The sequence below is a fragment of the Shewanella sp. SM95 genome, assembly GCF_025653595.1.
In the GTDB taxonomy this organism is placed as follows: domain Bacteria; phylum Pseudomonadota; class Gammaproteobacteria; order Enterobacterales; family Shewanellaceae; genus Shewanella; species Shewanella oncorhynchi.
Genome location: NZ_JAKKSE010000012.1, coordinates 92,320 through 116,115, shown reverse-complemented (window position 1 = coordinate 116,115; position 23,796 = coordinate 92,320). Strand labels below are relative to the sequence as shown.

Genomic DNA, 23,796 nt, shown 5'->3' with positions numbered 1-23,796 from the left:
ATTGGGCGATTAAGTAACACTTTGTATTTGTCTGCTTAATTGATATGCCCCTCAGCTTGCCTGTGTTAGAAGTGATTCTGAGTAAAAAATAAATGAGCGGATTAACGGCTTTGTCAGGTGATAAGGCTGCATCGGTTTGGAGTATTTATGTTTCGATGGACTATTTTACTAAGCATCTTTTTAAGCGCAGCGAGCGTTGCATCAATTCAGCCAGAGCCGCAACCGGAGTCTAAGTCAGAGTCGCAACCATTACAGCACTTCATCTACATTAATCATCGTGAGGCCAACGGAGAAAACATTCGTGCCGACAAGGCGCTGCGCGATCCCCGTTTTGGCGGTGCGCAGATTGTTTATACTTGGCGCAGTTTAGAGCCTAAGCAGGGCGAATATGATTTCAGCGCGATTAGGGCCGATATTGCGTATCTCGATTCGATAGGCAAAAAATTGTGGATCCAGCTGCAAGAGAAATCCTTTACGCCCAGAGTCAACGTGCCGCGTTATTTGCTCGATGATCCTATTTATCAAGGCGGCGTGTTGAAGCAAAGCATGTTGAGTGCACCAGAGCGTGATCCCAATAAACCGGTGACGGATGACGAATACGGCTGGTCTGCCAAAATGTGGGAGCCTTCAGTACGTGCGCGTTATCAACAATTGGTGCGTCAGCTTGGCCAAGAGTTTGATGGGGAAATTGCGGGCATTAACTTTAGTGAAAGCTCAATTGATGTGGGGACTGAAAACGCCGATGGAACGACCACCTTTCCCAGTGATTTTAATCCTAAAGCCTATATCGATGCGATTGGCGAGAATATGCAGGTATTAGCTGAGTCATTTCAGCATTCAACCGCTATGGTGTATTTGAACTTTTTGCCGGACGAATGGCTGCCATGGAATGACAAAGGCTATATGCGAGGCTTATTTGCGCAAGCCAAATCGCTCAACATGGGTGTGGGTGGCCCAGATTTGATGCCTTACCGTAAAAGTCATATGGCACAAAGTTATGCCTTTATTAAAGATTACCCAGCGACACTGGTGAAAGGTATGGCGGTGCAAGACGGTAATTTGCGGCAGATTAATCCTAAAACGGGTAAAAAGAATACTGTGCCTGAGCTGTTGGATTTTGCGCAAAACTACCTAGGCTTAGACTACATTTTTTGGGTTGAAGATGAACCCTATTTTACGGATGAAGTCCTGCAGCAGTTGCCAGATACAAAGGCGAATTAACTTAGGTTGCCGTTTTAGGCTGTTTTTAAGGCAGTGATTGTTCAAGCCGATTATTGTTCAAAGCGTAGATAACGAGCTAAGCATCGATAAAGACAAACTAAGACAAACTAAGACAAACAAAAACGCCCAATTCCATACGGAGTTGGGCGTTTCTGTTTAGGACTTAATACGGCTAAATCGCTAAGCAAGTTCGCTTAGCTTTTGCATTAATCCTGTGAATGTCTTGGACGACTCGCACCATTATTTGGGCGACGGGTGTTTTTCTTTGGGCCATTGGCGTAAGGATTCTCACCCGCTTGGCCACGATTCTCGCCAGCACCTGAACGGCTTTCAGTTGGACGACTAGCGCCTGTGCTATTGGCTCGGCCATCGTTTGAACGTGGTGGACGAGGTTTGGCATCACTGCGGGGGGCGCTACTGGCTTCACCGCTGTGTCTTGGATTCTTGTCATTTGGTTTGTGACCGCGCGCGACGTCACCGCTGCGTTGACCGTCTTTATGCTCGGCGCTTCTTGGAGCACCATCGCGTGAGCTAGGTTGGTTTGAGCTGCGGGTATTTCTACGGCTTGGTACTGATTTACCGCTACTTTTTCCGCCGCCACCTAAACGTGACTCAGGCAATACATGGTTAAAGCCTTCAACCATTTCTCGGTCTAATACGCGATTGATCAAACGCTCGATATCGTTCAGCAGTTTGATTTCTTCGTTACTTACCAGTGACACTGCTTGACCCGATGCGCCAGCGCGGCCAGTACGGCCGATACGATGCACATAATCTTCTGGCACGTTCGGTAAGTCGAAGTTAACCACTTGTGGTAATTGGTCTATGTCTAAACCGCGGGCAGCAATATCGGTTGCTACCAGTACGCGAGCTTGACCATTTTTAAAGTCGGCCAAGGCTTTAGTACGGGCGGTTTGGCTCTTGTTACCGTGGATAGCGGCGGCTTTGATACCTGCCTCTTCAAGGCTTTTCGCCAGACGGTTAGCACCATGTTTAGTGCGCGAGAATACCAACACTTGTTGCCAATCGTTTTGCTTGATGAGTTGGATCAAGAGTGCCGATTTTTGGCTCTTATCAACAGGGCAAACCCATTGTTTTACTGTGGTCGCTGCCGCGTTACGCGGCGTGACCGAAATTTCGACTGGATCATTGACTAGGCCTTTGGCCAGCTCACGAATTTCATCGGAGAAGGTGGCTGAGAACATCAGATTTTGGCGTTGCTTAGGTAAAATGGCCAAAATCTTACGGATATCGCGGATAAAGCCCATGTCGAGCATGCGGTCGGCTTCATCTAACACTAAGATCTCAAGCTGGCTGAATTTCACCGCTTTTTGATTATATAGATCCATCAATCGACCAGGTGTGGCGACTAATACGTCGACACCGTGGCGCAATTTCGCGATTTGTGGGTTGATAGGCACGCCACCAAATATCACCGCTGAGCGCAGTGGTAAATTCTTACCATAGGTTTCAACACTTTCTGCAACCTGAGCTGCCAATTCGCGTGTCGGAGTTAACACTAATGCGCGCACTTGGCCTGCTTGGGCACGGTTACCTTTACTCAGGAGTTCGAGCATAGGTAGGGTGAAACCTGCTGTTTTACCTGTTCCTGTTTGGGCGGCCGCCATCACATCTTTGCCTTGAAGCACAGCGGGAATTGCTTGAGCTTGGATTGGCGAAGGTGTGTCGTAGCCTTGTTCGGCAACGGCTTTAAGTATCGGGGCCGATAAGCCCAGGGAGGTAAAACTCATAGATTGGTCTCTTGTGGCAACACTGTGCTGCATTTATGGTCAATAGCCAGGTCTGCTGGCGGGCGTGCAGCTTACAGGATCAGGGCTTTAAGTGCCATCTAATAAAGGTTTTTGGGCTGGGTTTCATTCATATTGGCACATAAATCGCTTGTCGGCGGCTTTCACTCGGCCTCGCTTATCTTTTAGGCGCAAGTTTCCTCAGCCGAATTTGAGCTTATTGAGGGCGAATCTGCGTCCTACGAAGTGCCGTTTTGTACTGGTAGAGGCTTTGTGGGCGCACTTTTACTGTTATTTTGGGGTGCGGTTGAGACTAATGGACTCACCAAATGTACAGTATGGCTATCAGGCTGATTCAATCAGCGAAACAAGCCGGTTTAAAGTTAACTCGTCGACTTTTATATCTAAAAATTAGAGTGAGTTAGCGGTAGATCACGCTAGATTAATTTGAGTGGTATAAACTCAAGACGATAGGAGTAGAATTCATCAATATCTATTCTCTGCATGCTTGCGATTACTCTTGTGTTTATTTTAGGATGAGCCAACGCGGGAAACGGTTAAACGCCTCTCATTTATAGGTGGATTATGACAGCGATACAGCATATTGAACGCCTTGCACGAGGACGCAGTGAACAAGCCGTCGCTGTGATTAAAAATGTTCAGCAGATGTCAAATATCCCCATGCATGAGATGCAACTCGCGCTTAAACAATTGCTCAACTGTGGCCGAATTGCGCTGCATTTTCACCCCGATAGAATCGACAGCCGTGGTATGACTGTGGCCGAAGGTTTACTGCGCGATGGTCAATACCGCAGCCAGTTTGAGACGCATATTTCCAATGGTCAGTTGTCACCAGAGTTAGGTGGCCCACGAGATCATTGGGAAAATCAGCTTTTTGGGGATGTATACAAGGGCACTAAATCTCGGCCTAAATACGGCGCACTCGATCTGGGGATGTGGCAGGACGGTCCCGCGCCACGTTTTGGAAGCTGTTATTTTTTGACTCATACAAGTGCGATGGCGCGCTCAACCTTTAGTTATCTCGACTCGTATCGTAATCCGAAAGAGAAGGGCACGCTGTCATGTTTCGATGATATTTTAGCGGCGCTGCTGACTGAGAGTTTTGAGCGTCACTATGCCTTAGGCAAAACCGATTTTAAGCCGCTGAATGTGATCCATTATTTGGGGCATCAGCTCAATGCTTCCTTGCTGTCACGTTTCGAGCGGCCGCTATCGAATAATCTTGACCATTATATAGAGGCGCAGATCCATGGCGATGTTTCCCTCGATGAAGATATCGCCATGCTGGTGGCGGACCCCAGTTTTAAGGGGACTGATATTGGCGCAAGCTTAAGTAAAATTTGCGATAAATATGATATTGAGCTGCAATATCATGGTGGCTTTAGCCTGCATACGGCGCAGATCCCCAGTGATTTCCGTGGGCCAACTATGCCATCGCTGGCTAATCGGATTGCCATAGAAGACAGAGTCGATGCCTATGCCATAGGCGTGGCGGCGCGGGATTTATACCATTCGCCCCAGCATTGGCGTGACCGCGGTAATCGTGCGCAAGTCGCCCATGAACTTAAGTTGCTCTGGCATGTGCTAGTGAAATACGGTGGAGTGCAATAAGCGCGAACTCTTTAAAAATGCTTAATTGTAAACGTAAGCATTAACAACAAAATGAGTTTAGAACGTAAATAAAACAGCGAGATAACCTCAGGTTAACTCGCTGTTTTTATATAGATATTTTATCGTTAAGGTCGCCTAGCAACCAGTGTCGACTTTTTTATAAGTGGGAACGCCCGTTGTCTCCCATTTATAGTCGATATAGCAATTTGTCGCTTCGACTTGCGCTTCTGTGGGCGTGGCAAGGTTCAGTTTTTGCTTTGGTGTGGCGATAACTTCATAGGTGCCGTTGGTGGTGTAAATTCGATAGGACCACTCATTCACATTTAGCCCTGCCGCTTTAAAAATTTCTGGCGGAGTCGTGTAAGCCGTACTTGGCGTTATACCGCTGGTACTGGCAGCCCAAGGCTGATAGTTTTCGCCACGGATTTCGTCGTAAACGACTCTATTCGTGGTGCCGCTGTTAGCAATTTCCGACTTTGCCTTGAATAAAGTGACGGCGGATTTCATCGAAGCCAGTGCACCTGAGAGCTGACTCTTATAGGCATCTGATTGTAAATTAATGAATTTAGGTGCAGCTACTACGGCTAATACGCCAAGAATAATAATAACCACAACGAGTTCAATCAGGGTGAAACCAGCATTTTTATTTGGCATAGATAGAGGACATTTAATACAAAGAGCTTCATGCTACCTAAGTTTTTAAAATCAGGCTAGTACTAGGTAAAGTTCCGTTAACTCCTAGATTTATTTATCTTTAGCTCGTTTTTGTGAGTCCGCTAGCAAAAGTCTGTGATAGGGTTTCATCTGTTGTAGATGCCTGCGATACTGCGTCCCTATCGGAACTTTTTAGCTGTTGCAAGCCCCTTAAACTGAATTGTTATCGATAGTCGATCCCCGCTACGAGTCGCTTAATTGTTTTCTTGTTGGAGCACCATGGATAAGTCGTTAGAAAAATCCCTGCTTGTTTGGCTTAAAGCCCAGAAAAAAGCCTGTGGCCTGTTCCTTAAATTGTCGTTATGGCTTGGGATGATAAGCGCCGTCGCTATGGTGGCACAGGCTTATATTATTGCGACGATTCTGGATGGCGTGATCATAGGGCAGCAAGTCGTACCGCTAACTGACAATGCCCAAACGATCAGTTCCAGCGTGAGTATTGATACCTATATTCCTCATTTTATTGCGTTAATTGCCTTGATGTTACTGCGTGCCTTGCTGGCTTATGGGCGTGAGCGCGCCAGTTTTGAGGCGGGTAAGCGTCTACGTGGCCATATTCGCGCGGCAGTGATGGACAAGTTGACTAAGCTAGGTCCGGCATTTATTAAAGGTAAACCCGCAGGGAGTTGGGCCAGCATAGTTTTAGAGCAAGTCGAAGATTTACAAGATTTTTATGCCAGATATCTCCCACAAATCAGCCTTGCTGGTTTTATTCCCGTACTCATTTTAGCGGCGGTATTCCCGATTAACTGGGCGGCAGGCTTAATCCTGTTACTCACAGCGCCATTAATCCCTATGTTTATGATCTTAGTTGGCATGGGCGCTGCTGATGCTAATCGCAAGAACTTCAGTGCGCTTGCAAGATTGAGCGGCCATTTTATGGATAGATTAAAAGGCTTAAGCACGTTGAAACTCTTCCACCGTGGTGATGCCGAGCTTAAGGTGATCGCTACTGCTTCGGAGGAGTTTCGTAGCCGCACTATGTCGGTGCTACGCATGGCATTTTTAAGCTCGGCAGTCTTAGAGTTTTTTGCCGCGGTATCGATTGCAGTATTGGCGGTTTACTTTGGTTTCAGTTACTTAGGTCACTTAGATTTTGGCTATTATGGCGCCCATGCCAATATTAGTTCAAGTACAGTGCCTGACATGGGCGGTATTCCTTTCAGCTTATTTACTGGGCTATTTATTCTGATTTTAGCTCCTGAGTTTTATCAACCGCTGCGCGACATGGGGACTCATTACCATGCTAAGGCGCAGGCTATAGGCGCGGCAGAAGCTTTGATTACCTTGCTCGAACATCCGGAACCTGAGTTGGTGGGGCACGTCCGCATCAATAGCATAGAGACGCTGAGTGCCGACAATCTTGAGGTGTTCAGTGTCGATGGAACGCGTTTACTTGGCCCGCTGAGTTTTGAGTTCAAAGAGGGTGAACGCTTAGCCTTAGTTGGCCCGAGTGGGGCGGGTAAAACCAGTTTACTCAACGCCTTATTGGGATTTTTACCCTACAAGGGCCATTTGTTGATTAATGGCCATGAGTTATCCGCATTAGACTTAGCCCATTGGCGACAGCACTTAGCTTGGCTTGGACAGGAACCGCAGTTATTTCATGGCACAGTGCGGGATAACGTGGCCTTAGCCGCCCCCACTCTGCCCGACGATACGCTGTGGCACTTACTGGCTGAGGCCAATATCAGCGAGTTCGTTAAGGCGCAACCACTGGGTTTAGATGCGCCGGTCGGTGAACAATCTTCCGGTTTATCCGTCGGCCAAGCTCAACGTATTGCTTTAGCAAGGGCGATTGGGCAGCAGGCGAGTTTGTTTGTCCTTGATGAACCCACAGCTAGTTTAGATAGCCAGAGTGAACAGGCGGTGAGTTCTGCGCTGAATCGCGCCATGGCGGGTAAGATGTGCATTATGGTGACCCACAGATTAGCTCAGTTAGATCAAATGGATACTATTCTTGTGCTCGATAAAGGCTTGATAGTGCAGCGGGGCGATTACACCACTTTGTCTAACACAAACGGCTTATTCCAAACTTTACTGCGCGAGAATATTGAGTCCGTGGCGGATATTGAACTTGTACCGTTATCGGCCAGCGCAAGTGAGACGCAGCTTGATAGTGACGCTCCACTCGACATTGCCGCCGAGTCTACTAAAGGAGATGCCCAATGAAAGTGCTGATCCCCTTTATTCGATTGTTCTCGCGCCAGTGGCTGATGATGTCCGTGGGCTTGCTGCTGACCATTATTACTTTGATGGCCGGCATAGGTTTACTGTCACTTTCGGGCTGGTTTCTTTCCGCTACCGCTGTTGCAGGTTTGACGATAGTCACGGCGCAGTCCTTTAACTTTTTCACTCCCGCGGGCGGGGTACGTTTCTTATCAATTGCCCGTACTGCCAGTCGTTATGGCGAGCGTTTAGCGACCCATGAGGCGACCTTTAAGTTGCTGACTGAACTTCGTGTTTGGGCGTGGCGTAAACTCTTGCCGCTAAGTGCTAAAAATCTGCAGGGGCTGCGCCGTGGCGACATGCTCAATCGCTTAGTGGCCGATATCGATACCCTAGATCATCTTTACCTGCGACTGCTCACGCCTATGGCGGCATCCCTTCTGATGACGGGGCTCTTGTATCTATTCCTCGCTTGGTTCGATGCCAAACTTGCTCTCAGTCTTTGCTTATTCTTAGTCGCTGTTTGGCTGGTGATGCCACTGCTATTTTATCGCCTTGGACACGCGCCAAGCCGGACTATGCTCGAAACCAAGCGTCATTATCGGGTGCAGTTGCTCGATATGTTGCAAGGCCAAGCCGAACTTAGCCTATTTGGCGCGAACAACAGATTCAGGCAGAAACTGAATGATGCTGAAATTGCACTTTTTCGCAGCCAAAGCGCGATGGCCAATATCACTGCTCTCAGCCAAGCCATGTTGATCCTCTCCACGGGCTCAGCCTTGATCATGATGCTTTATTTAGCCGCTCAAGGTGTGGGTGATGCCGTGCCGCCGGGGCCCATGTTTGCACTTATGGTGTTTGCGACTATGGCCTGCGTCGAGATGATGATGCCGATTGCGGGCGCGTTTCAGCATTTGTCAGGTTGCGTATTGGCCGCAACGCGAATTAATGAAATCACCGAACAAAAGGCCGATATTCAATTTGCTGTCGATACTGGCTTGAGGGCAAAGTCTGGCGCATTACAGATTGAAGGTATCCACTTTGGTTATCGAGACGATCAAAATGTGCTGCAAGGTTTGTCCCTTGAGATAAAAGCTGGGCAAAAAGTCGCGTTACTTGGACCAACGGGGTGCGGTAAGTCGAGCTTATTGACGCTGATTACCCGAGAATGGCAAGCGCAGCAAGGGCACATCAAGCTCGATGGTCATGCACTTTCAGAGTACAGTGAGCGCGGTCTTAGGGATGCGATTACTGTGATTAGTCAACGCATCTATTTGTTTGCAGGTACTTTGCGGGAAAATTTAGTATTAGCCTTACCTGTTATCGAGGGCGAGAAACGCACGGCCCACGACGCACGCTTGATTGATGTGTTACAACGGGTTGGGCTTGGCGCTTTACTCACGGGTGATAAGCCGCTGGATATGTGGATAGGTGAAGGTGGACGTCAGCTTTCGGGCGGCGAGCAGCGCCGTATTGGTGTTGCTAGGGCGCTGCTGCGTGATGCACCGCTGTTATTGCTCGATGAGCCAACCGAAGGGCTAGATAAACGCACCGAGCGGGAAATTTTAAGTTTACTGTTTGAATTTGCTCAGGATAAAACCTTGCTGATGATTAGCCATCGTTTAACTGCTATGGCGAAGATGGATCAAATTCATTTACTCGGTCAGGGGAAGATTATTGCGTCTGGTACTCACCAGAGCTTAATTGAAGACAGTGCAGAGTATCAGGCCTTGTACCAAAGACTCGCTTAAGGTTTTGGATTTAATCTTTTGGAATTAAGACGTTGGCGCTCAATATTATAAATAGCGATATATTTTACCCATTAAAAGCGGATATGAATCTATGAACCCTGCGATGCCGGAAGCATTAGCCCCACAAATTAATGCCCATTTTAATGGTAAGTTTGAGGTCGAGCTTAAATACCACTTACTGGATCGCCACGCTTTTTTCGCTGCCTTACAAATGAGAAATCCCGAGGTCATGCTCGAAGATAACCTTGAGCATGACTGTTACTTTGATCTGCCATCACAGTCACTTAAAGGTGAGCACAAGAGCTTGTGTATCCGTGAGATGCAGCCATCGGGGATAATGCTGTGGATAGTGAAAGGGCCAGAAAAAGACCGCTGTGAAGCCGTGAATATCACTGAAGCAACAAAAGCAAAAAGTATGCTGCAGACCTTAGGCTATGAGTGTGTACTGGAAATTAAAAAGCGCCGCAGTATCTATTTTCTGGGTGAATTTCATCTAACAATCGATCATATCGAAGGTTTAGGGGATTTTGCTGAACTCGCGATTATGACCAATGATGAAACCCTATTGCCTAAATATGAAGTGCAATTACAACAACTCGCCGCTGACTTAGGCCTAAGTGAAGTGCAGCGGGAGTGGTTATCCTATCGGCAGTTGCAGCAGGCTTTAAATAATAAGTAATGGTTCAATCTTTTGGATTAACAGCTTGAGGCTTAATAGCTTAAAGTTTCATAGCTTAAGTTTTATGGTTTACACCGCTAGATTTTGCCTAACCAATCCTTCGCAACAAACCGCTATGGCTAAGTTCAAATCCCTTTGAGCGTCACTGTCCATATCGCATTCACTGTCTGTTTTAACTTGCTATCGACGACTTAAACTTAAGCAGCATACTTAAATTCGAGTATCACATTTCAATTCAAGCCACCTTTACAAATTCAAACGGCTTAAATACTGATGACTCAGTTTTATTTGCCGTGAGTTACTTGATGCGTTTTAGCCTAAGCGTTGTGAAAAGGCGAGGTAGCGTTTAACTTCCGCTTCAGGGAATTTTAATTCGTCACCATCTTGAACACTTGAGAGTAAATTCTCCCGAGCGAAGCGTTTAATGGTCGCTGGTGTTTTATCTAGCATTTTGCACACTTCATCTAAGGTTAATAAGTTATCGCTCATGGCACTCTCCCAGTAATTCAATAGAAACATGACCCAAAGAGTATAGAACAATAATTCCAATCAAGATGACGCCAGCGGCCTAAACCGCCAAGGCTATGATTCTATTTTGTGGTTGCGGGCGGTTTCCCGCACTTGGCTCTCTATTTGGAGATGGCCTTTCGCTGCCGTGATCGCCAGAACGGCACGGGACTTGAATTCGCGGCGATATAAGGTTGCGACCACAAATAAGCTGGCCGAGATAAAAAGTATCGGGTGTACAAACCAGCACAATACCGCCATTGAAAAGTAATAGGCGCGTAAACCATAGTTATAGGAGTGCGCCGCTTGATCTTGCACTGTTGCCATTTGTCTTGCATAGGCTTTGAGATTGTCATTTGAGCCATCGGTGTCCAGAGGACCCGCGCCTATCATCACGTTCACAAAGCCGTATTGGCGCATTGACCAAGTAAACTGGAAGAAGGCCATCACAAAAATGCCGACTAGCAGGGCTAACTTGACTTGCACCAGCGCATGATTCGGTGGCGTGGCGAAGGGAATCGTCGCAATAACACTTTCTAGTCGTTCAACTTGTGCAAATAAGGTCAGCACACCCGCGAGCACAAACAGCGTGGTCGATGCAAAAAAGGCAATATTGCGCTCAAGGTTGGCCAGTAGTGCCGCATCACCTACACGCACACCGCGGGTCATCACCTCAAGCATCCAGTAAATTCTATGCTTATGCAGACCACGGGCAATACAGTCTGTATCTCTCGCCTTGCTACGGGCAAAGGCGGTGTAGCCAGCCCAAGAAACGATAAACCACACCAATGCAGAAATATCTAACAACGAAAATGTCATAGCCACCTTAGTAAAATGTAATATGGGGAGAAAGAGAGAGATTAGTCATGTGCAGATTATGAGGTCTATGAAAGATTTGGTGCAACTGAGAAACGATTCCCAGTAATGATTTTTTTGCATAGTGATTGTGACTTCACATTAGGATAAAACTGTTTTATGACAACTCCTGTGTCAGTCGCTTAAATATCTTCGATATAAAGTTGCTCACAAATTTCAGCCTTAATTAATATTTTGGTTACATCAGTATCAACTTTAGATTGACTTTTTAGGGCTAATTCCTTCTAATCCTTAACTTAATTTATTGCATCTAAAATTCAATTTTGAATTTTTAAAAAGTTAGGGATGACTATGAAGTCAAATTTGAAATCCATATCGCTCGCAGTTGCTGGCGTATTAGCGCTTAGCAGTTGTGCCATCACTCAATCTGTTGAAGATAATAAAGAAACTGTTATTGGTTGTGCTATTGGTACTGGTTTAGGTGTATTGATTGGGAATTATTTAGGTGGCAATGAAGGTATGCTTTATGGCGGTGCCGCTGGTGCTGCGATTGGTTGTACCGTTGGTTATGATTTTCAGCAAAAACGCGAAGCATTAGAACAGTTAGCGAAAACAGAAAATCTTGATATTCAATTTACTTCAATCAGCGCTTCAAAAGCATCAGATGAACAACAAAGTAGCTTACTGATCAGTTCAACCGAACAAACCATGTCGAAGGAAGATTCAGAAAAGTACGCTAATTATCAAGTTGTGGGTATGGCTGCGACAGTTTCGAGTAATAGTGAAGTGATGTTTGCTTCTGGAGCTTCAGAGGCGACGCCACAAGCTAAACAAAAATTTCAAAAACTCGCCGCTATCTATAAAGACTCTAAACAAAACATTTTGATTACAGGTCATACAGATGCCAGTGGTGCTGAATCGTTAAATCAAGAGCTTAGCGAAGCGAGAGCGCGTTATGTGGCAACCCTCTTTAATCAAGCTGGCATTCCGACTGAGCGATTATTCTTCCAAGGAGCAGGGGAGTCACAGCCTGTTGCAGCTAATAGTGATGACGCTGGCAAAGCAAAAAATCGTCGAGTAGAAATTATTGAAATTGACGGTAAACCGGATCAATTACTGGCTTATTCATACAAACAGAAGGCAAATTTGAGTTATTTATCCCGCCGATCGCAGGATAAAGTGGCAGCAGCCAAGCCTACTAATCAAGTGGAAAAGCAGCCTACAACTCAGCCAACTAAACCGAGCACTTCTCGCCTTGAACCAGCTCAAATAAAAATGACGGAGTCGGAAATCGTCAAGTTACTTGAGCCAGTGAAACTGCAAAAAGCCTTGGTAGATTTTGGTGGTAAGAAAATGCTCGACCCATCGACAAACTTTATCCAGTTAGTGGGTGCTAAAAAAGAGAGCGGTTTTGCATTATTTAGCAAGGCGTATGCATCTGAAGTCTCTAGCCTAAATTGCGCCGTTGAGGGACCGAGAGTCACGGGGGACGTGAAGAGTTTAGCCACAGGTGAGAGTTATAATCGTAAGGATTACAACACAGCAGATTATTTACCGGGTATGAATGGTACTGCTTGGGGTTATAAAGTGAATGGCCATTATATTGGTTTGACCCCTGTTGCTGTAATTAAGGACAGTGGCACGGCTGTTTCTGCGCCTAAAGTGAATATTTGGAAGAATTACAAAGGTTCAAGTAAAGATGATCCAAATTATCAGCTTACGAGCCATGTAGAGACTTATTATGGTGATAAAGGCTTGTTATATCGTGTTTTTACAACGGAAAAAGACTCTCCTGTGCGCTGTATGGATGTGGTGATGCCAATCGATCGTTCAGCGACCGCGATTGCTGGCAAGTTGTACTACGAGAAGAATAAAACGGTTTATGAAGCCGATTTTGAACCCAAATTGTTATAAGCAATGTGCTTAGGAGCGGTAAATGGATTTTGTGTCTATGTTATTTAATGAGTATCGCACGTTAGTGTCGCTGTTACTTTCGTTGATGGTATTAGTGGTCATTATTACGGTTTGGTGGGATAAGGTCAGTTTCTGGTGGCTTAATACATGGTATGCCTTTCCGGTAATCGGTAAGGAGAGTCGCTTAGCGAAAGATTATGAAACCCAAGTTAAGATTTACGATAAGGATTGGTTGAATACTGAAGTCGCACTGTGTACTGATTTTGCCGCTCATTATGAGAAAGTGAATAAGGACGAGGAGCTTTTCAGTAAAAGCCAAGACTATTTAGGTAAAGTGACTGAAAATGGTCGTAACAACTTACATATTTTGGGGTGGATATTGATTGCCGCCTTAGTGTTTGTTGAAGCAATGGGATTTAGTTACGTTCTTTCAGGTTTCACGATTCCCGGAGCATCGGAAAAACTACAGCAGCAAGGTGCTGTGGGTATCGCCTTCATCATCTCGGTTTTACTGGTAGGTTTAACTCACTTTACTGGACATGAGCTGCATGCTAACTCGCTCATTAAAAAGGCCAAGGTCTGGTGGAAAAATGCTAAAAACCGCGACAAATCGACGCCAGAACTGGCACCTAATACTCGCATTAATTTAGATAAAACCTTTGAGGATGATAATGAGCCTCAATATAAGCAACTCATTAATCGGATCTCTACTAACGCAGAGGTTAAGCCCCGTTATTTCATCACCACGGTTACAGCTATTGCGATCCTAGTGATTGCAGTATTGGCAACCTATGTGCGTGGTCAAGTGCTTGAAAAAATGCACATTGATGAAGTCAATATTCAGCAAACGAGTGGATTGTATCAAGAACAAGACCCCTATGCTGAAGCACCTCCAGCACTCTTACTGGATGAGTCTAAAAGTGCAGGTGATAAAGCAAAGGATGACGTGTGGGATCGTGAACAGAAAGGCGGTTGGGGAACTTTTATTTTTCTTGCTTTCTTATTCATCCTATTACAGATTTTCGGTATTTTAATTGGTTTTAAAACCGGATTTGCTGGCAAACATTCTAAAGATGCGCGCAAAGAAATTGGCAACTTTAAAAGTGAGCGTGAGTTTAAGACGCATTATTCTCGTTTAAAGCAGCAAGTCGCGCGCGTGGCCCAGAAGCGCCTAACTAACTTGCAGCAAAGAATGAATCAAAAAGCCGAAACTAATTGCCAAGATCCTAAGGTGCTAGAGGTGTTAGAGGCCTGTGGTGAGCGTTCATTCTTGATGTATATGGAAGATTTAGGTAATGCCGAAAATCGATATGATCAATCGGTACGTTTACGTGAGCATCAAACATTAGCCAGCCATCAGGCGATGAAAAGTGCCGCTGTGGTGGCAACGTCTCATGTTGTTGAGGTAGAAACTTCCGAAGCACCAGAGGCGATGGAAGCAAGATTGAAAGCCGAGTTTGTTGCTGAAGCGAATGCTAAAAAGGCTGCAGAGGCCGAAACGCCAGAACAAGCTGAACAACGTATTCGACAAGAGCTGCTTGCTGAAATAACTCAGCAAAAAAAGGTTGTTGAAACGGAAGAACAGATGCGCGATCGTTTACGCAAAGAGATACTTGGAGAGTTAAGTTCATGACAGGAATGACAAAGCTTGCTAAGTTGGTGGTTACTGGCTTGTTTGGCACTTTAGCTATTTCTATGTGTTTGCCTGCGATGGCCGCTGAGAGAAATGATATTAAAAGTTGCTACGAGTTTGCCAAAATTGATCCACTAACGGCAAAGACAGTTTCTGGCCGACATTTATTTGTGGCGATTGATGGTACTTTTTCTCCGGACATAAATATTAAACAGTTAGTTCATGAGAAAGTGCATCTCTTCCTACAAGCTGGAGATAAAATCACTATCATTAGCTTTAGTGCTTATGTAAAAGATTTTTATACCGATGTTTTGTTTAGTGGCAGGCTGGATACTGATATTGCTGACAGGGATGACGTATCGAAGAAAAATCTAATGGCTTTTGATAATTGCATGAATAAGCAGGCTCAGTTCGTTAGAAGTAAAATTGATGCCCATATAAAACATGCTTTTAAACCTAATGATGTGGATTTGCCTAAAACTGAAATCCTCAGTAATTTATCTCAGGTTATTGCGCCGCAAGTGGCTGCCGATACCGAAGGACGCCGAGTATTGTTACTTGTGTCCGATATGGTTGAAAATTCAGATGTGACCAGCTTTTACAGTAAAAACACCTTAAAAGTTATCGAACCTGAGCAAGAAATGCTAAAAATACAAAAAGCGAACATGCTGAGTGATTTTAAGCAGGCAGATATTTACGTATTAGGTGCGGGTTGGGTTCCTGCTACATCAAAAGGATTTAGAGGCGGTCAAGTAATGTTGCCGTTGAAACAGTTTTGGCAGCAGTATTTTGAGTCCTCCCATGCTGAACTTAAAGGTTTTGGTCAACCCGTATTAATGACGGATATGTAATGACTGGGATTTTAATTAAGTTGTTACGTCATAGATAAGTACCGTTTTAGACTCTAATAAAAAAGCCAGACTCAGTCTGGCTTTTTTATTGTTATCGCGATGGCTAAAGATGCATCGCGATATTCTAAAGCAAGTTCAGTGTACTTATTCTTCGCTATCACCCAGTGACAGTAACGTGGCGTTACCACCGATGGCAGTGATGTTGTTGGTGCGAGTCTTTTCAGTCACAAAACGGGTTAAGTAGTGTGGGCCACCGGCTTTAGGGCCTGTGCCTGACAGACCTTGACCGCCGAAAGGTTGTACGCCCACTACAGCGCCGATTTGGTTACGGTTGATGTAGACGTTACCGACATTCACTTTATCTGCAACTTCAAGGGCATGGCCTTCGTTACGGCTGTGGATACCTAAGGTTAAGCCAAAGCCTGTGCTGTTGATCTCGTTGATCACTTGGCTCAGTTCTGCTGCCTTGTAGCGAATAATGTGCAGGATTGGGCCAAAGTGTTCTTTTTCGAGCACTTTGATTGAGTCGATTTCCACTGCAGTTGGCGACACGAAGTGACCGTTCTCAGTGCCAGCAGGCAGCGGCATTTGCTTGATAAGCTTACCGACTTGCTTGATATGATCGATATGCGCATCTAAGTTGGCTTTGGCGGTGGCGTCAATCACGGGGCCTACGTCGGTTTTGATTGAACTTGGGTTGCCAATCACTAACTCATCCATGGCGCCTTGCAGGACTTCGATCACGCGATCGGCGATGTCTTCTTGGAGGAAGAGCACGCGCAGTGCGGAGCAGCGTTGGCCCGCGCTGGTGAATGACGATGAAACCACATCGTTAACCACTTGCTCGGGTTGAGAGGTAGAGTCCACTACCATGGCATTTTGGCCGCCAGTTTCGGCGATTAATGGAATAATCGCGCCTTCGCGGTTGGCGAGTGTGCGGTTAATCAGTTTTGCTGTGCCAGTTGAACCGGTAAAGCACACGCCACCGATACGTTCATCGGCCGTAATTGCGCTACCCACAGTCGCACCAGTACCCGGTAGGAATTGCAGCACTTCGACAGGAATACCTGCTTGATGAGCGAGTTGAACCGCACGGTAACCAATAATTGAGGTTTGCTCCGCGGGTTTTGCGATGACGGTATTACCCGCCGCTAATGCCGCAGAGACTTGACCGAGGAAGATGGCCAATGGGAAGTTCCATGGGCTGATACACACGAATACGCCGCGGCCTTGGAGGAACAGTTCGTTCAGTTCACCCGTTGGGCCTGGAAGTAGTTCAGGTTTTGCCATCATCTTCTTGGCTTGTACTGCGTAGTAACGACAGAAATCAACGGCTTCACGGACTTCGTCGATACCGTCTTGAATGCTCTTGCCCGCTTCACGGGTACAAAGAGCGATCAATTCTTCGCGGTTTTCTTCTAATAAATCGGCCAATTTTTGCAGTGCAGATGTACGGGTTTCCACTGGTGTGCGTGCCCAAGAGGCAAATGCTGCTTCAGCAGACGCGACGGCTGCTTCGATTGCAGCTTTGTCGGCGAAGGCGACTTGACCTACGGTTTGGGTAGTGTCGTATGGGCTAACAACCGTTTTATGTTCGCCAGTTAAGGTTTTACCGTTAACCAGAGGGCCCGCTTGCCATTGGGTATTTTTAAACTGTTCTAGTGCCGCGAAAAATGGCTCAGATTCGGAAATGATGTTCATATTGAGTCCCTTGGAATTTTTGCGCTCGCTACCGAAAATATCGGCAGGTAAAACGATTCTGTTGTTAGCCAGGATTTTGTAACCCGTCAGTGTTGTTAGCGGATGTACCACTAATGACTCGATGGGGGTTTTAGGATCGACCAGTTTGTGGACGAACGAAGTATTCGCGCCATTTTCCAGCAGGCGACGAACTAAGTAGGGCAGTAGATCTTTATGCGCACCGATAGGCGCATAAATACGTACCGCTTTAGCACCGGCTTCAGCCAGAATCGTGTCGTACAGCTCTTGTCCCATGCCGTGTAAGCGTTGGAACTCATGGTTACGATCGCCCGCCATATCGGAAATTGCCGCAACGGTTTGCGCATTGTGGCTAGCAAATTGTGGGTAGATAGCACCGCGAGTCGCATCCGATAACAAGTAACGGGCGCAGGCGAGGTAAGAAACGTCAGTACCGGCTTTGCGAGTGTAGAGTGGATAAGCGGCTTCGCCAGCTTGTTGCGCCCACTTAAGTTCGCTATCCCAATAGGCGCCTTTAACTAAGCGAACTGGGATTTCATCCCCTTGATCTTTCGCTAGACGCGTTAACCAAACCAGTACGGGCAGGGCACGCTTAGAGTAGGCTTGTACTACTATGCCGAGTAATCCCCAGCCTTTAGTTGCTTCAGAATTAAACAGTTTTTGGAACAGTTTTAGTGATAACTCGAGGCGATCGACTTCTTCAGCATCGATAGAGATACCGATATTTAAGCCACGTGCCAGCTTAATCAGGCGAATCACTGTGTCGTACAGTTCAGTCAAGACGCGGTCTTCATTGGCCACTTCGTAACGTGGGTGCAATGCCGATAGCTTGATGGAGATTGTTGGGCGCGGTGATTCATTTTCGTTATAGCTTTGAGCACCGAGCTCAGTTATCGCATTGGCGTAATCGGTATAGTATTTCTCGGCATCTTTGCGAGTTAACGCCGCTTCGCCCAGCATGTCGTATGAATGGGTATAACCTAACTTACGTTTGTCTTCGCTGTTTTTTAGGGCTTCTTTCATGTTGCGGCCCAGTACGAACTGCTTACCCATGATCTTCATCGCTGCCATCATGGCTTGACGGATCACAGGTTCACCGAGGCGATTCACTAAGCGGCTCAGCAAGTTGCTTGGGGTGCCATCGAGTTTTTTATCGAGTTTAACGATTTTACCTGTGAGCATTAAGCCCCAGGTCGATGCGTTAACTAGCACTGAGTCACTCTTGCTCATGTGCTCATCCCACTTAGCGCCTGAAAGCTTATCTTCAATCAGCGCATCGGCAGTGGCCGCATCGGGAATTCGTAGTAAAGCTTCGGCTAAACACATCAGGATAATGCCTTCCTGTGTTTCTAAGCTGTACTGTTGCAGGAAGGCATCTATGCCGACCATCAAACCTTTTTTATCGAATTGACGAACCTTATTGACCAGTTCGTGGGCACGACGAGTGACGCGCTCTATGGCTTCATCACTTGAGGGAACTAGTTTGATCAGCTCTGACAAGTATTGTTCTTCATCGACAATGTAGTTGTCGCTGACTGCTTTGAACAGTTCGTCGAGATTGGCAGAATCGTAGCGGCCTGCCAGCACTTCACTCGCTTTGAACATAGTTATCGCTTCCATCTTGGCCGTTATTGGGGCGCTATTGTTGAAACAAATTGGGAGGCGCCAAACGCATTTGATATTTTGTATACAATATGAAGGTTTGCGCGCGCAGATTATACAACCAAAATGTGACGGACAACACTATAGCGTGAAAGATTGTGAAGCTTGTTTGATTAGCTTGTTAATAAGTCGATGTAACGCTTGATTGACAAAAAAGCCAGTGTTTGAAAACACTGGCTTTTGGAAGGTAAATTAAGACTTTTTGTGTGTCAGACTCACATCCAACGTTTTTTATTGCGACGTTGTGGTCTAGGTAAATACACCAAAATAATGCCTAGGATTAAGCCCATGCCTGCGATTAATCCACCTTGGCGCCAAAGTTCAAAACGCTCATCTTGAGCGGTGCGATCTACCGCATTTTTCAGTTGATCACGTTCTTGAGTCGTTTTAGCTAGGTTGGTTTCTAACTCGCTTAGTTTAGCCTTTAATTCGAGCAGTTCGTCGGCATGATTATCCGTTGAACTTGATACTTCTGCTAACTTAGCTTTGGCCTGTGCGAGTTCAGTTGTTAACGCAGGGACTTGCTCACGGAAACTTTGAGTCGAACTGATCAAGTTGGTTTGTACCCAACCTTCACGGCCTTTATGGTCGATTATTTTGGAGTAATCACCTTGAGTTTCGTTGAGCAGTGTCACAGGTTGACCCGCTTCAATTGATCCAACAATTCGAAACTCAGTACCAGGGCCACCTAAAAGATACAGAAACACGTTATCCGAGATGTAGCGGGATTGGCCTTCGGCCAGCAGGTTGGAAGACAGCAAGATCATTCCTACCAGAGTCAGGAGTCTAAACACTTTTGTATTCTCATCAACGAAATAGTCTGCACATGCTAGGGATTTGAGGCCTGTAATGCAAGAGGGAAGTCATAGACTTCCCTCAACTTTACGGCATCCATGCTATGACCATTCCAATTTAATTCAATCTTTCCTACGACCTTCTAGTCCTAGGCGCTAATACTGCTTAATGTCAGCAACACATTTAGCGAGACTTCTTAATTAAAAATACCTTTAATCATATAGAAGAAGATGATTGATAGGCCAGCACCTGCTGGTAGGGTCACAACCCAAGATACGACGATATTACGTACCACACCAATGTTAATCGCTGCGATACCACGGGCCATACCTACACCTAATACCGCACCCACTAAGGTTTGTGTGGTAGAAATAGGTAAACCAGTGCTAGAAGCAATAACTACAGTTGTTGCCGCGGCTAATTCTGCCGCAAAACCACGACTTGGCGTTAAGTGAGTGATGTTTTTTCCGATAGTTTGCATAACGCGCTGACCAAAAATCGCCAGACCCATCACAATACCTACGGCACCCAAAGGTAAAATCCACCAGACTAGAGGTGATTTCGCTGCAATCTCACCACCGCTATTGACGACAGAAACAACCGCCGCTAATGGGCCAATCGCATTTGCTACATCGTTTGAACCATGGGCAAAAGCCATACAACAAGCTGTCAGAACCATCAGGATCGCAAACACTTTTTCAACGTTTTTGAACTGGGTTTGACGATCTGCTTTATCACTCATTTGTAAGCGTGAAATGGCGATTTTACCTAAGATACCAACTACAGCTGCAATAGCACCTGCGAGTAGGTAAGACTCGGTAACTGAGAAATGCAGACCAACATGGGATAAGCCTTTCATAATCGTCATTAATGACATGATGAAACCAGCAAATGCCATATAGAAAGGTACGAAACGCTTAGCATTACTCAATGGATCGTCAGTGTTGAAAATGAGTTTTTGAGTGCTTTGGAAGAGGATGAATGCCATAAAGCCCGAAATAGCGGGGGTTACGACCCAAGAGCCTACAATCCCGCCCACTTTATCCCATGAGACTGAATCTGCACCAACACCCACGGCGGCGAAACCAATAATGGCACCGACGATGGAGTGAGTCGTTGATACCGGCCAGCCAAGGGCCGATGCGACGACAAGCCAAATACCTGCTGCCAACAATGATCCTATCATGCCGTAAACCAGCAATTCAGGAGTCGCAGTGAAATAGCTAGAATCAATAATACCGCTACGAATGGTATTGGTAACTTCGCCCCCAGCTAAAAATGCACCGGAAAACTCAAAGATCATTGCGATAATAATCGCTTGTTTAATTGTAATTGCGTTTGAACCTACAGAGGTTCCCATCGCATTGGCGACGTCATTCGCCCCAATACCCCATGCCATGAGAAAACCAAATGCAGCCGCAATGGCAATAAGCCACGGGCCATTGGTGACTAAGACGTTAGCCACCTCAATACCTGCATCAACCATATTGATACCTTGATAACCTTAATTTGTTAAACGCGAGCCAGCATAAGCTCAAGACGCGAACCGACGCGTTCGGCAAGATCTGCAAGACCACCGACCCATTCAATCGTTTTGTAGAGGAACATCACATCGACAGGATTCAATTCAGATTCCATAGCGAATAACTGACGGCGTAACTGAATTTGTAGATCGTCAGTATCTTCTTCGATGATATCGAGTTCGTTGATCATTTTTGCCACTAAGTCGACTTCACGGCCACGGAAACCTGTTTCTAACAGATCTTCGAGTTCATTAATGACTTGTTTTGCTAGTGCTACCGCATCGATACAGCGTTGTAGATAAGCAATAAATGGGACTTGCATGACCTGAGGGATTAACAGCTGACGGCCGATAACACGACCGGAAATATCTTTGGCTTTGTTGGCTATCTTGTCTTGTTGAGTTAAAAGTTCCAATAAATCTGTACGTTCTACTGGCATAAATAAACCGCTTGGCAGAGTAAGGCGGATTTCACGTTTTAGTGAATCTGCTTGCTTCTCGGCTAAACTAATTTGCTTACGTAATTGAACTGCACTGTCCCAGTTGCCTGTGATAGTGGCTTCGAAAAAGGGGACGAGTAACGATGCGCAATCGTGTACTTTGTCCATGTGCTCTTGAAGAGGCTTAATTGGCGATTTTGCAAACACGCCCAAAATAGAGTTTACTGGCATTGCCGTTTACCTATTTAGATTGTTCCATTATTGGAAAAAGCGGGCGCATGTTAACCTATGCGTCCGCGTATTGAAACTGTGTTTTTTCAGAAAAAACGACAGGTTTATTCTAACGGGTTATATACCAACTGCAAAACCAAATCCTACGGGATTTTTATGACACATTTGTGACATTATGAACTAAAGATGACGCATCGATGAATATTTGATGACAAAATGAGCGGTTACGCAATGAATGCTGAGATTGAATTAAAACTGTTTTTCCTGCCGATATATCAAGAATCCCTGATAAATAAGTTAGATAGTCTCGATAATGCCGTACCTCAAGGTCAACGTCGTTTGGCGAATGGTTACTTCGACACCCCTGACTTGCAATTACGTCAGTGGGACATGGGATTGCGGGTGCGCGGTTACGATGCGCACCGAGAGCAGACCATAAAAACCGCAGGACAAGTCGTGGGCGGCATTCATTCGCGGCCCGAATATAATGTGACTATCCAATCCGATAGCCCAGACTTAAGTCTATTTCCTACCAGCATTTGGCCCGCTGATGCTGATTTAGCGGCGACGCAAGCTCAGTTGACTTGTATATTTCACACCGATTTTTATCGTCGCGCTTGGCATGTTCAGATTGATAACAGCGTAGTCGAAGTGGCGTTAGACATAGGTGAAATCACCGCAAATGGTCAGCAAGAAGCCCTGTGTGAGCTCGAGTTTGAACTCCTCAGTGGCGATACTGAGGCGCTACTTAAGCTGGCGATGCAGGTGGCGAGTGTTGTGCCCGTGCGTTTAGGTAAGGCCAGTAAAGCGCTGCGGGGCTATCGATTGGCGGGCAAGGCTAAGCCGCTCGATTTAAAAGCATTGGAATTTCTGCCACTGGCCGAGTCACACGATTCTTCTTTACTGGATTTAAGTGCAAACTGCCAAATCCTGCTTGAAACCGCCCTTGAGCGCTGGCAATTATTAGAGAGCATGATCGCAGAGGAAAGCGACCCTGAAGCCTGTGTGGCACTATGGTGGCGGATGCGCGCCTGTATTCGTTTGTTGCGCATGACCTTAAATCAGTTCGAATTATTGAATGTGACACTGTCTAGCCAATTTATGCTGATTGAAAAGCAGCTCGATTTTATTGAGCAGGCACAGGCGTTGACCGCTTTGCTTGGTAGCCAAAGAGGCTTATTTGCTAAACTTGGCCAACATGCCCAAGTTAAGGCGCGACTTCTGGCGCAACTGACAGAGATTAATCGGACGGGACGCTTACTCTCCCTATGGCAACAGATCGAATATGGTCAACTACAGCTGGCTATTGTTGAACTGTTGCTAAAGATCAGTGCTGGTGAAGTGGACATCACCCATCAGCCTAGCTTACGCCAGCATGCCGATCGTGCTCAGCAAGCTTCTTGGATGGCGATAATTGAGGTCATGCCACTCAATAGCGTCATGACAGCGGCGAATTATCTACAAGTGGCCACAGTGTTGGATGCGAGCATTCTTGTGGGTCATGCCTACGGCAGTTTATATGAGGCGAAATCACGGGACGCATTTCGTGCACCTTGGCAAGATCTCGCGCTTGGGATTAAAACTTTGGCTTGTTATCGCGCCTTACAGGATGCGAGTCGGGAGTTAGATATCAATTTAGCTGAGTGGCTGGAAGACAAGCAGCAGAGTTTGTTGTTTGCTATGGAATCGACACGCCGTAACGCGATGCAACAGCAGGTCTACTGGTAGTATTACTTTTTATCGCTGATAAACGGAAAAGGCTCAATCTAAAATAGATTGAGCCTTTTCATTA

The 23,796-nt window shown here is 46.0% G+C and carries 17 protein-coding genes; 9 read left to right on the top strand and 8 right to left on the bottom strand.

What is annotated here, in order from left to right:
- The first annotated feature begins 147 nt into the window (after positions 1 to 147).
- Positions 148 to 1,221, top strand: a complete 1,074-nt coding sequence (locus tag L5M29_RS14090; protein ID WP_263168347.1) for a hypothetical protein — start codon at positions 148 to 150, stop codon at positions 1,219 to 1,221.
- A gap of 206 nt (positions 1,222 to 1,427) precedes the next feature.
- Here L5M29_RS14090 and L5M29_RS14085 read toward each other — a convergent pair whose 3' ends face one another.
- Positions 1,428 to 2,972 (bottom strand): DEAD/DEAH box helicase, encoded by a 1,545-nt coding sequence (locus tag L5M29_RS14085; protein ID WP_263168346.1) that lies wholly within the window; start codon positions 2,970 to 2,972, stop codon positions 1,428 to 1,430.
- A gap of 582 nt (positions 2,973 to 3,554) precedes the next feature.
- On the opposite strand from L5M29_RS14085, the gene L5M29_RS14080 reads away from it, so the two are divergent.
- On the top strand, positions 3,555 to 4,601 hold the full coding sequence (locus L5M29_RS14080; protein ID WP_212600442.1) for a DUF3626 domain-containing protein: 1,047 nt from the start codon (positions 3,555 to 3,557) through the stop codon (positions 4,599 to 4,601).
- A gap of 135 nt (positions 4,602 to 4,736) precedes the next feature.
- On the opposite strand, the gene L5M29_RS14075 is transcribed toward L5M29_RS14080, so the two are convergent.
- Entirely contained in the window at positions 4,737 to 5,255 is a 519-nt protein-coding gene (locus L5M29_RS14075) for a type II secretion system protein (RefSeq protein ID WP_113939039.1), read from the bottom strand.
- A gap of 279 nt (positions 5,256 to 5,534) precedes the next feature.
- Here L5M29_RS14075 and cydD point away from each other — a divergent pair, with 279 nt between their 5' ends.
- The 3 genes from cydD (at position 5,535) to cyaB (ending at position 9,914) form a co-directional block, all read left to right on the top strand.
- Positions 5,535 to 7,487 (top strand): heme ABC transporter permease/ATP-binding protein CydD, encoded by a 1,953-nt coding sequence (gene cydD / locus L5M29_RS14070; protein ID WP_263168345.1) that lies wholly within the window; start codon positions 5,535 to 5,537, stop codon positions 7,485 to 7,487.
- On the top strand, positions 7,484 to 9,235 hold the full coding sequence (cydC, locus tag L5M29_RS14065; protein WP_263168344.1) for a heme ABC transporter ATP-binding protein/permease CydC: 1,752 nt from the start codon (positions 7,484 to 7,486) through the stop codon (positions 9,233 to 9,235). Before cydD ends, cydC begins: the two co-directional genes overlap by 4 nt.
- 91 nt (positions 9,236 to 9,326) lie before the next feature.
- On the top strand, positions 9,327 to 9,914 hold the full coding sequence (gene cyaB / locus L5M29_RS14060) for a class IV adenylate cyclase (protein ID WP_113939036.1): 588 nt from the start codon (positions 9,327 to 9,329) through the stop codon (positions 9,912 to 9,914).
- 312 nt (positions 9,915 to 10,226) lie between these two features.
- Here cyaB and L5M29_RS14055 read toward each other — a convergent pair whose 3' ends face one another.
- Both L5M29_RS14055 and L5M29_RS14050 read right to left on the bottom strand, forming a co-directional pair.
- Positions 10,227 to 10,403, bottom strand: coding sequence for a helix-turn-helix domain-containing protein (locus tag L5M29_RS14055; RefSeq protein WP_006082937.1), 177 nt, complete (start codon positions 10,401 to 10,403; stop codon positions 10,227 to 10,229).
- Between the two features lie 93 nt (positions 10,404 to 10,496).
- Positions 10,497 to 11,240, bottom strand: a complete 744-nt coding sequence (locus tag L5M29_RS14050; protein ID WP_131524297.1) for a DUF599 domain-containing protein — start codon at positions 11,238 to 11,240, stop codon at positions 10,497 to 10,499.
- Between the two features lie 348 nt (positions 11,241 to 11,588).
- Between L5M29_RS14050 and L5M29_RS14045 the strand changes: the two genes are divergently transcribed.
- From L5M29_RS14045 to L5M29_RS14035, 3 genes are read left to right on the top strand one after another with little or no spacing between them, the layout of a single operon-like run.
- Entirely contained in the window at positions 11,589 to 13,151 is a 1,563-nt protein-coding gene (locus tag L5M29_RS14045; RefSeq protein ID WP_263168343.1) for an OmpA family protein, read from the top strand.
- A gap of 22 nt (positions 13,152 to 13,173) precedes the next feature.
- A complete protein-coding gene (locus L5M29_RS14040) occupies positions 13,174 to 14,784 on the top strand; it encodes a hypothetical protein (protein WP_263168342.1) in 1,611 nt (536 codons plus the stop codon).
- Between the two features lie 38 nt (positions 14,785 to 14,822).
- Positions 14,823 to 15,635: a hypothetical protein gene (locus L5M29_RS14035; RefSeq protein ID WP_219251955.1), complete on the top strand. Its 813-nt coding sequence runs from the start codon at positions 14,823 to 14,825 to the stop codon at positions 15,633 to 15,635.
- A 144-nt stretch (positions 15,636 to 15,779) separates the two neighbouring features.
- Here L5M29_RS14035 and putA read toward each other — a convergent pair whose 3' ends face one another.
- From putA to L5M29_RS14015, 4 genes are all read right to left on the bottom strand, one after another.
- Positions 15,780 to 18,974: a bifunctional proline dehydrogenase/L-glutamate gamma-semialdehyde dehydrogenase PutA gene (gene putA, locus L5M29_RS14030; protein ID WP_263168341.1), complete on the bottom strand. Its 3,195-nt coding sequence runs from the start codon at positions 18,972 to 18,974 to the stop codon at positions 15,780 to 15,782.
- Positions 18,975 to 19,231: 257 nt separating this feature from the next.
- A complete protein-coding gene (locus L5M29_RS14025; RefSeq protein WP_113939030.1) occupies positions 19,232 to 19,783 on the bottom strand; it encodes a TIGR04211 family SH3 domain-containing protein in 552 nt (183 codons plus the stop codon).
- 224 nt (positions 19,784 to 20,007) lie between these two features.
- Positions 20,008 to 21,297 carry an inorganic phosphate transporter gene (locus tag L5M29_RS14020; RefSeq protein ID WP_212600432.1) on the bottom strand — a complete coding sequence of 430 codons (1,290 nt, stop codon included), beginning with the start codon at positions 21,295 to 21,297 and terminating at the stop codon, positions 20,008 to 20,010.
- Between the two features lie 26 nt (positions 21,298 to 21,323).
- On the bottom strand, positions 21,324 to 22,004 hold the full coding sequence (locus tag L5M29_RS14015; protein WP_105251552.1) for a TIGR00153 family protein: 681 nt from the start codon (positions 22,002 to 22,004) through the stop codon (positions 21,324 to 21,326).
- Between the two features lie 231 nt (positions 22,005 to 22,235).
- On the opposite strand from L5M29_RS14015, the gene L5M29_RS14010 reads away from it, so the two are divergent.
- Positions 22,236 to 23,732 carry an inorganic triphosphatase gene (locus L5M29_RS14010; protein ID WP_263168364.1) on the top strand — a complete coding sequence of 499 codons (1,497 nt, stop codon included), beginning with the start codon at positions 22,236 to 22,238 and terminating at the stop codon, positions 23,730 to 23,732.
- Positions 23,733 to 23,796: the final 64 nt, after the last annotated feature.

Bases quoted from the DNA above. Each gene is read 5' to 3' on its own strand.
- L5M29_RS14090 (WP_263168347.1), top strand. From the start codon at position 148: ATGTTTCGATGGACTATTTTACTAAGCATCTTTTTAAGCGCAGCGAGC.
- L5M29_RS14085 (WP_263168346.1), bottom strand. From the start codon at position 2,972: ATGAGTTTTACCTCCCTGGGCTTATCGGCCCCGATACTTAAAGCCGTT.
- L5M29_RS14080 (WP_212600442.1), top strand. From the start codon at position 3,555: ATGACAGCGATACAGCATATTGAACGCCTTGCACGAGGACGCAGTGAA.
- L5M29_RS14075 (WP_113939039.1), bottom strand. From the start codon at position 5,255: ATGCCAAATAAAAATGCTGGTTTCACCCTGATTGAACTCGTTGTGGTT.
- cydD (WP_263168345.1), top strand. From the start codon at position 5,535: ATGGATAAGTCGTTAGAAAAATCCCTGCTTGTTTGGCTTAAAGCCCAG.
- cydC (WP_263168344.1), top strand. From the start codon at position 7,484: ATGAAAGTGCTGATCCCCTTTATTCGATTGTTCTCGCGCCAGTGGCTG.
- cyaB (WP_113939036.1), top strand. From the start codon at position 9,327: ATGAACCCTGCGATGCCGGAAGCATTAGCCCCACAAATTAATGCCCAT.
- L5M29_RS14055 (WP_006082937.1), bottom strand. From the start codon at position 10,403: ATGAGCGATAACTTATTAACCTTAGATGAAGTGTGCAAAATGCTAGAT.
- L5M29_RS14050 (WP_131524297.1), bottom strand. From the start codon at position 11,240: ATGACATTTTCGTTGTTAGATATTTCTGCATTGGTGTGGTTTATCGTT.
- L5M29_RS14045 (WP_263168343.1), top strand. From the start codon at position 11,589: ATGAAGTCAAATTTGAAATCCATATCGCTCGCAGTTGCTGGCGTATTA.
- L5M29_RS14040 (WP_263168342.1), top strand. From the start codon at position 13,174: ATGGATTTTGTGTCTATGTTATTTAATGAGTATCGCACGTTAGTGTCG.
- putA (WP_263168341.1), bottom strand. From the start codon at position 18,974: ATGGAAGCGATAACTATGTTCAAAGCGAGTGAAGTGCTGGCAGGCCGC.
- L5M29_RS14025 (WP_113939030.1), bottom strand. From the start codon at position 19,783: ATGATCTTGCTGTCTTCCAACCTGCTGGCCGAAGGCCAATCCCGCTAC.
- L5M29_RS14020 (WP_212600432.1), bottom strand. From the start codon at position 21,297: ATGGTTGATGCAGGTATTGAGGTGGCTAACGTCTTAGTCACCAATGGC.
- L5M29_RS14015 (WP_105251552.1), bottom strand. From the start codon at position 22,004: ATGCCAGTAAACTCTATTTTGGGCGTGTTTGCAAAATCGCCAATTAAG.
- L5M29_RS14010 (WP_263168364.1), top strand. From the start codon at position 22,236: ATGAATGCTGAGATTGAATTAAAACTGTTTTTCCTGCCGATATATCAA.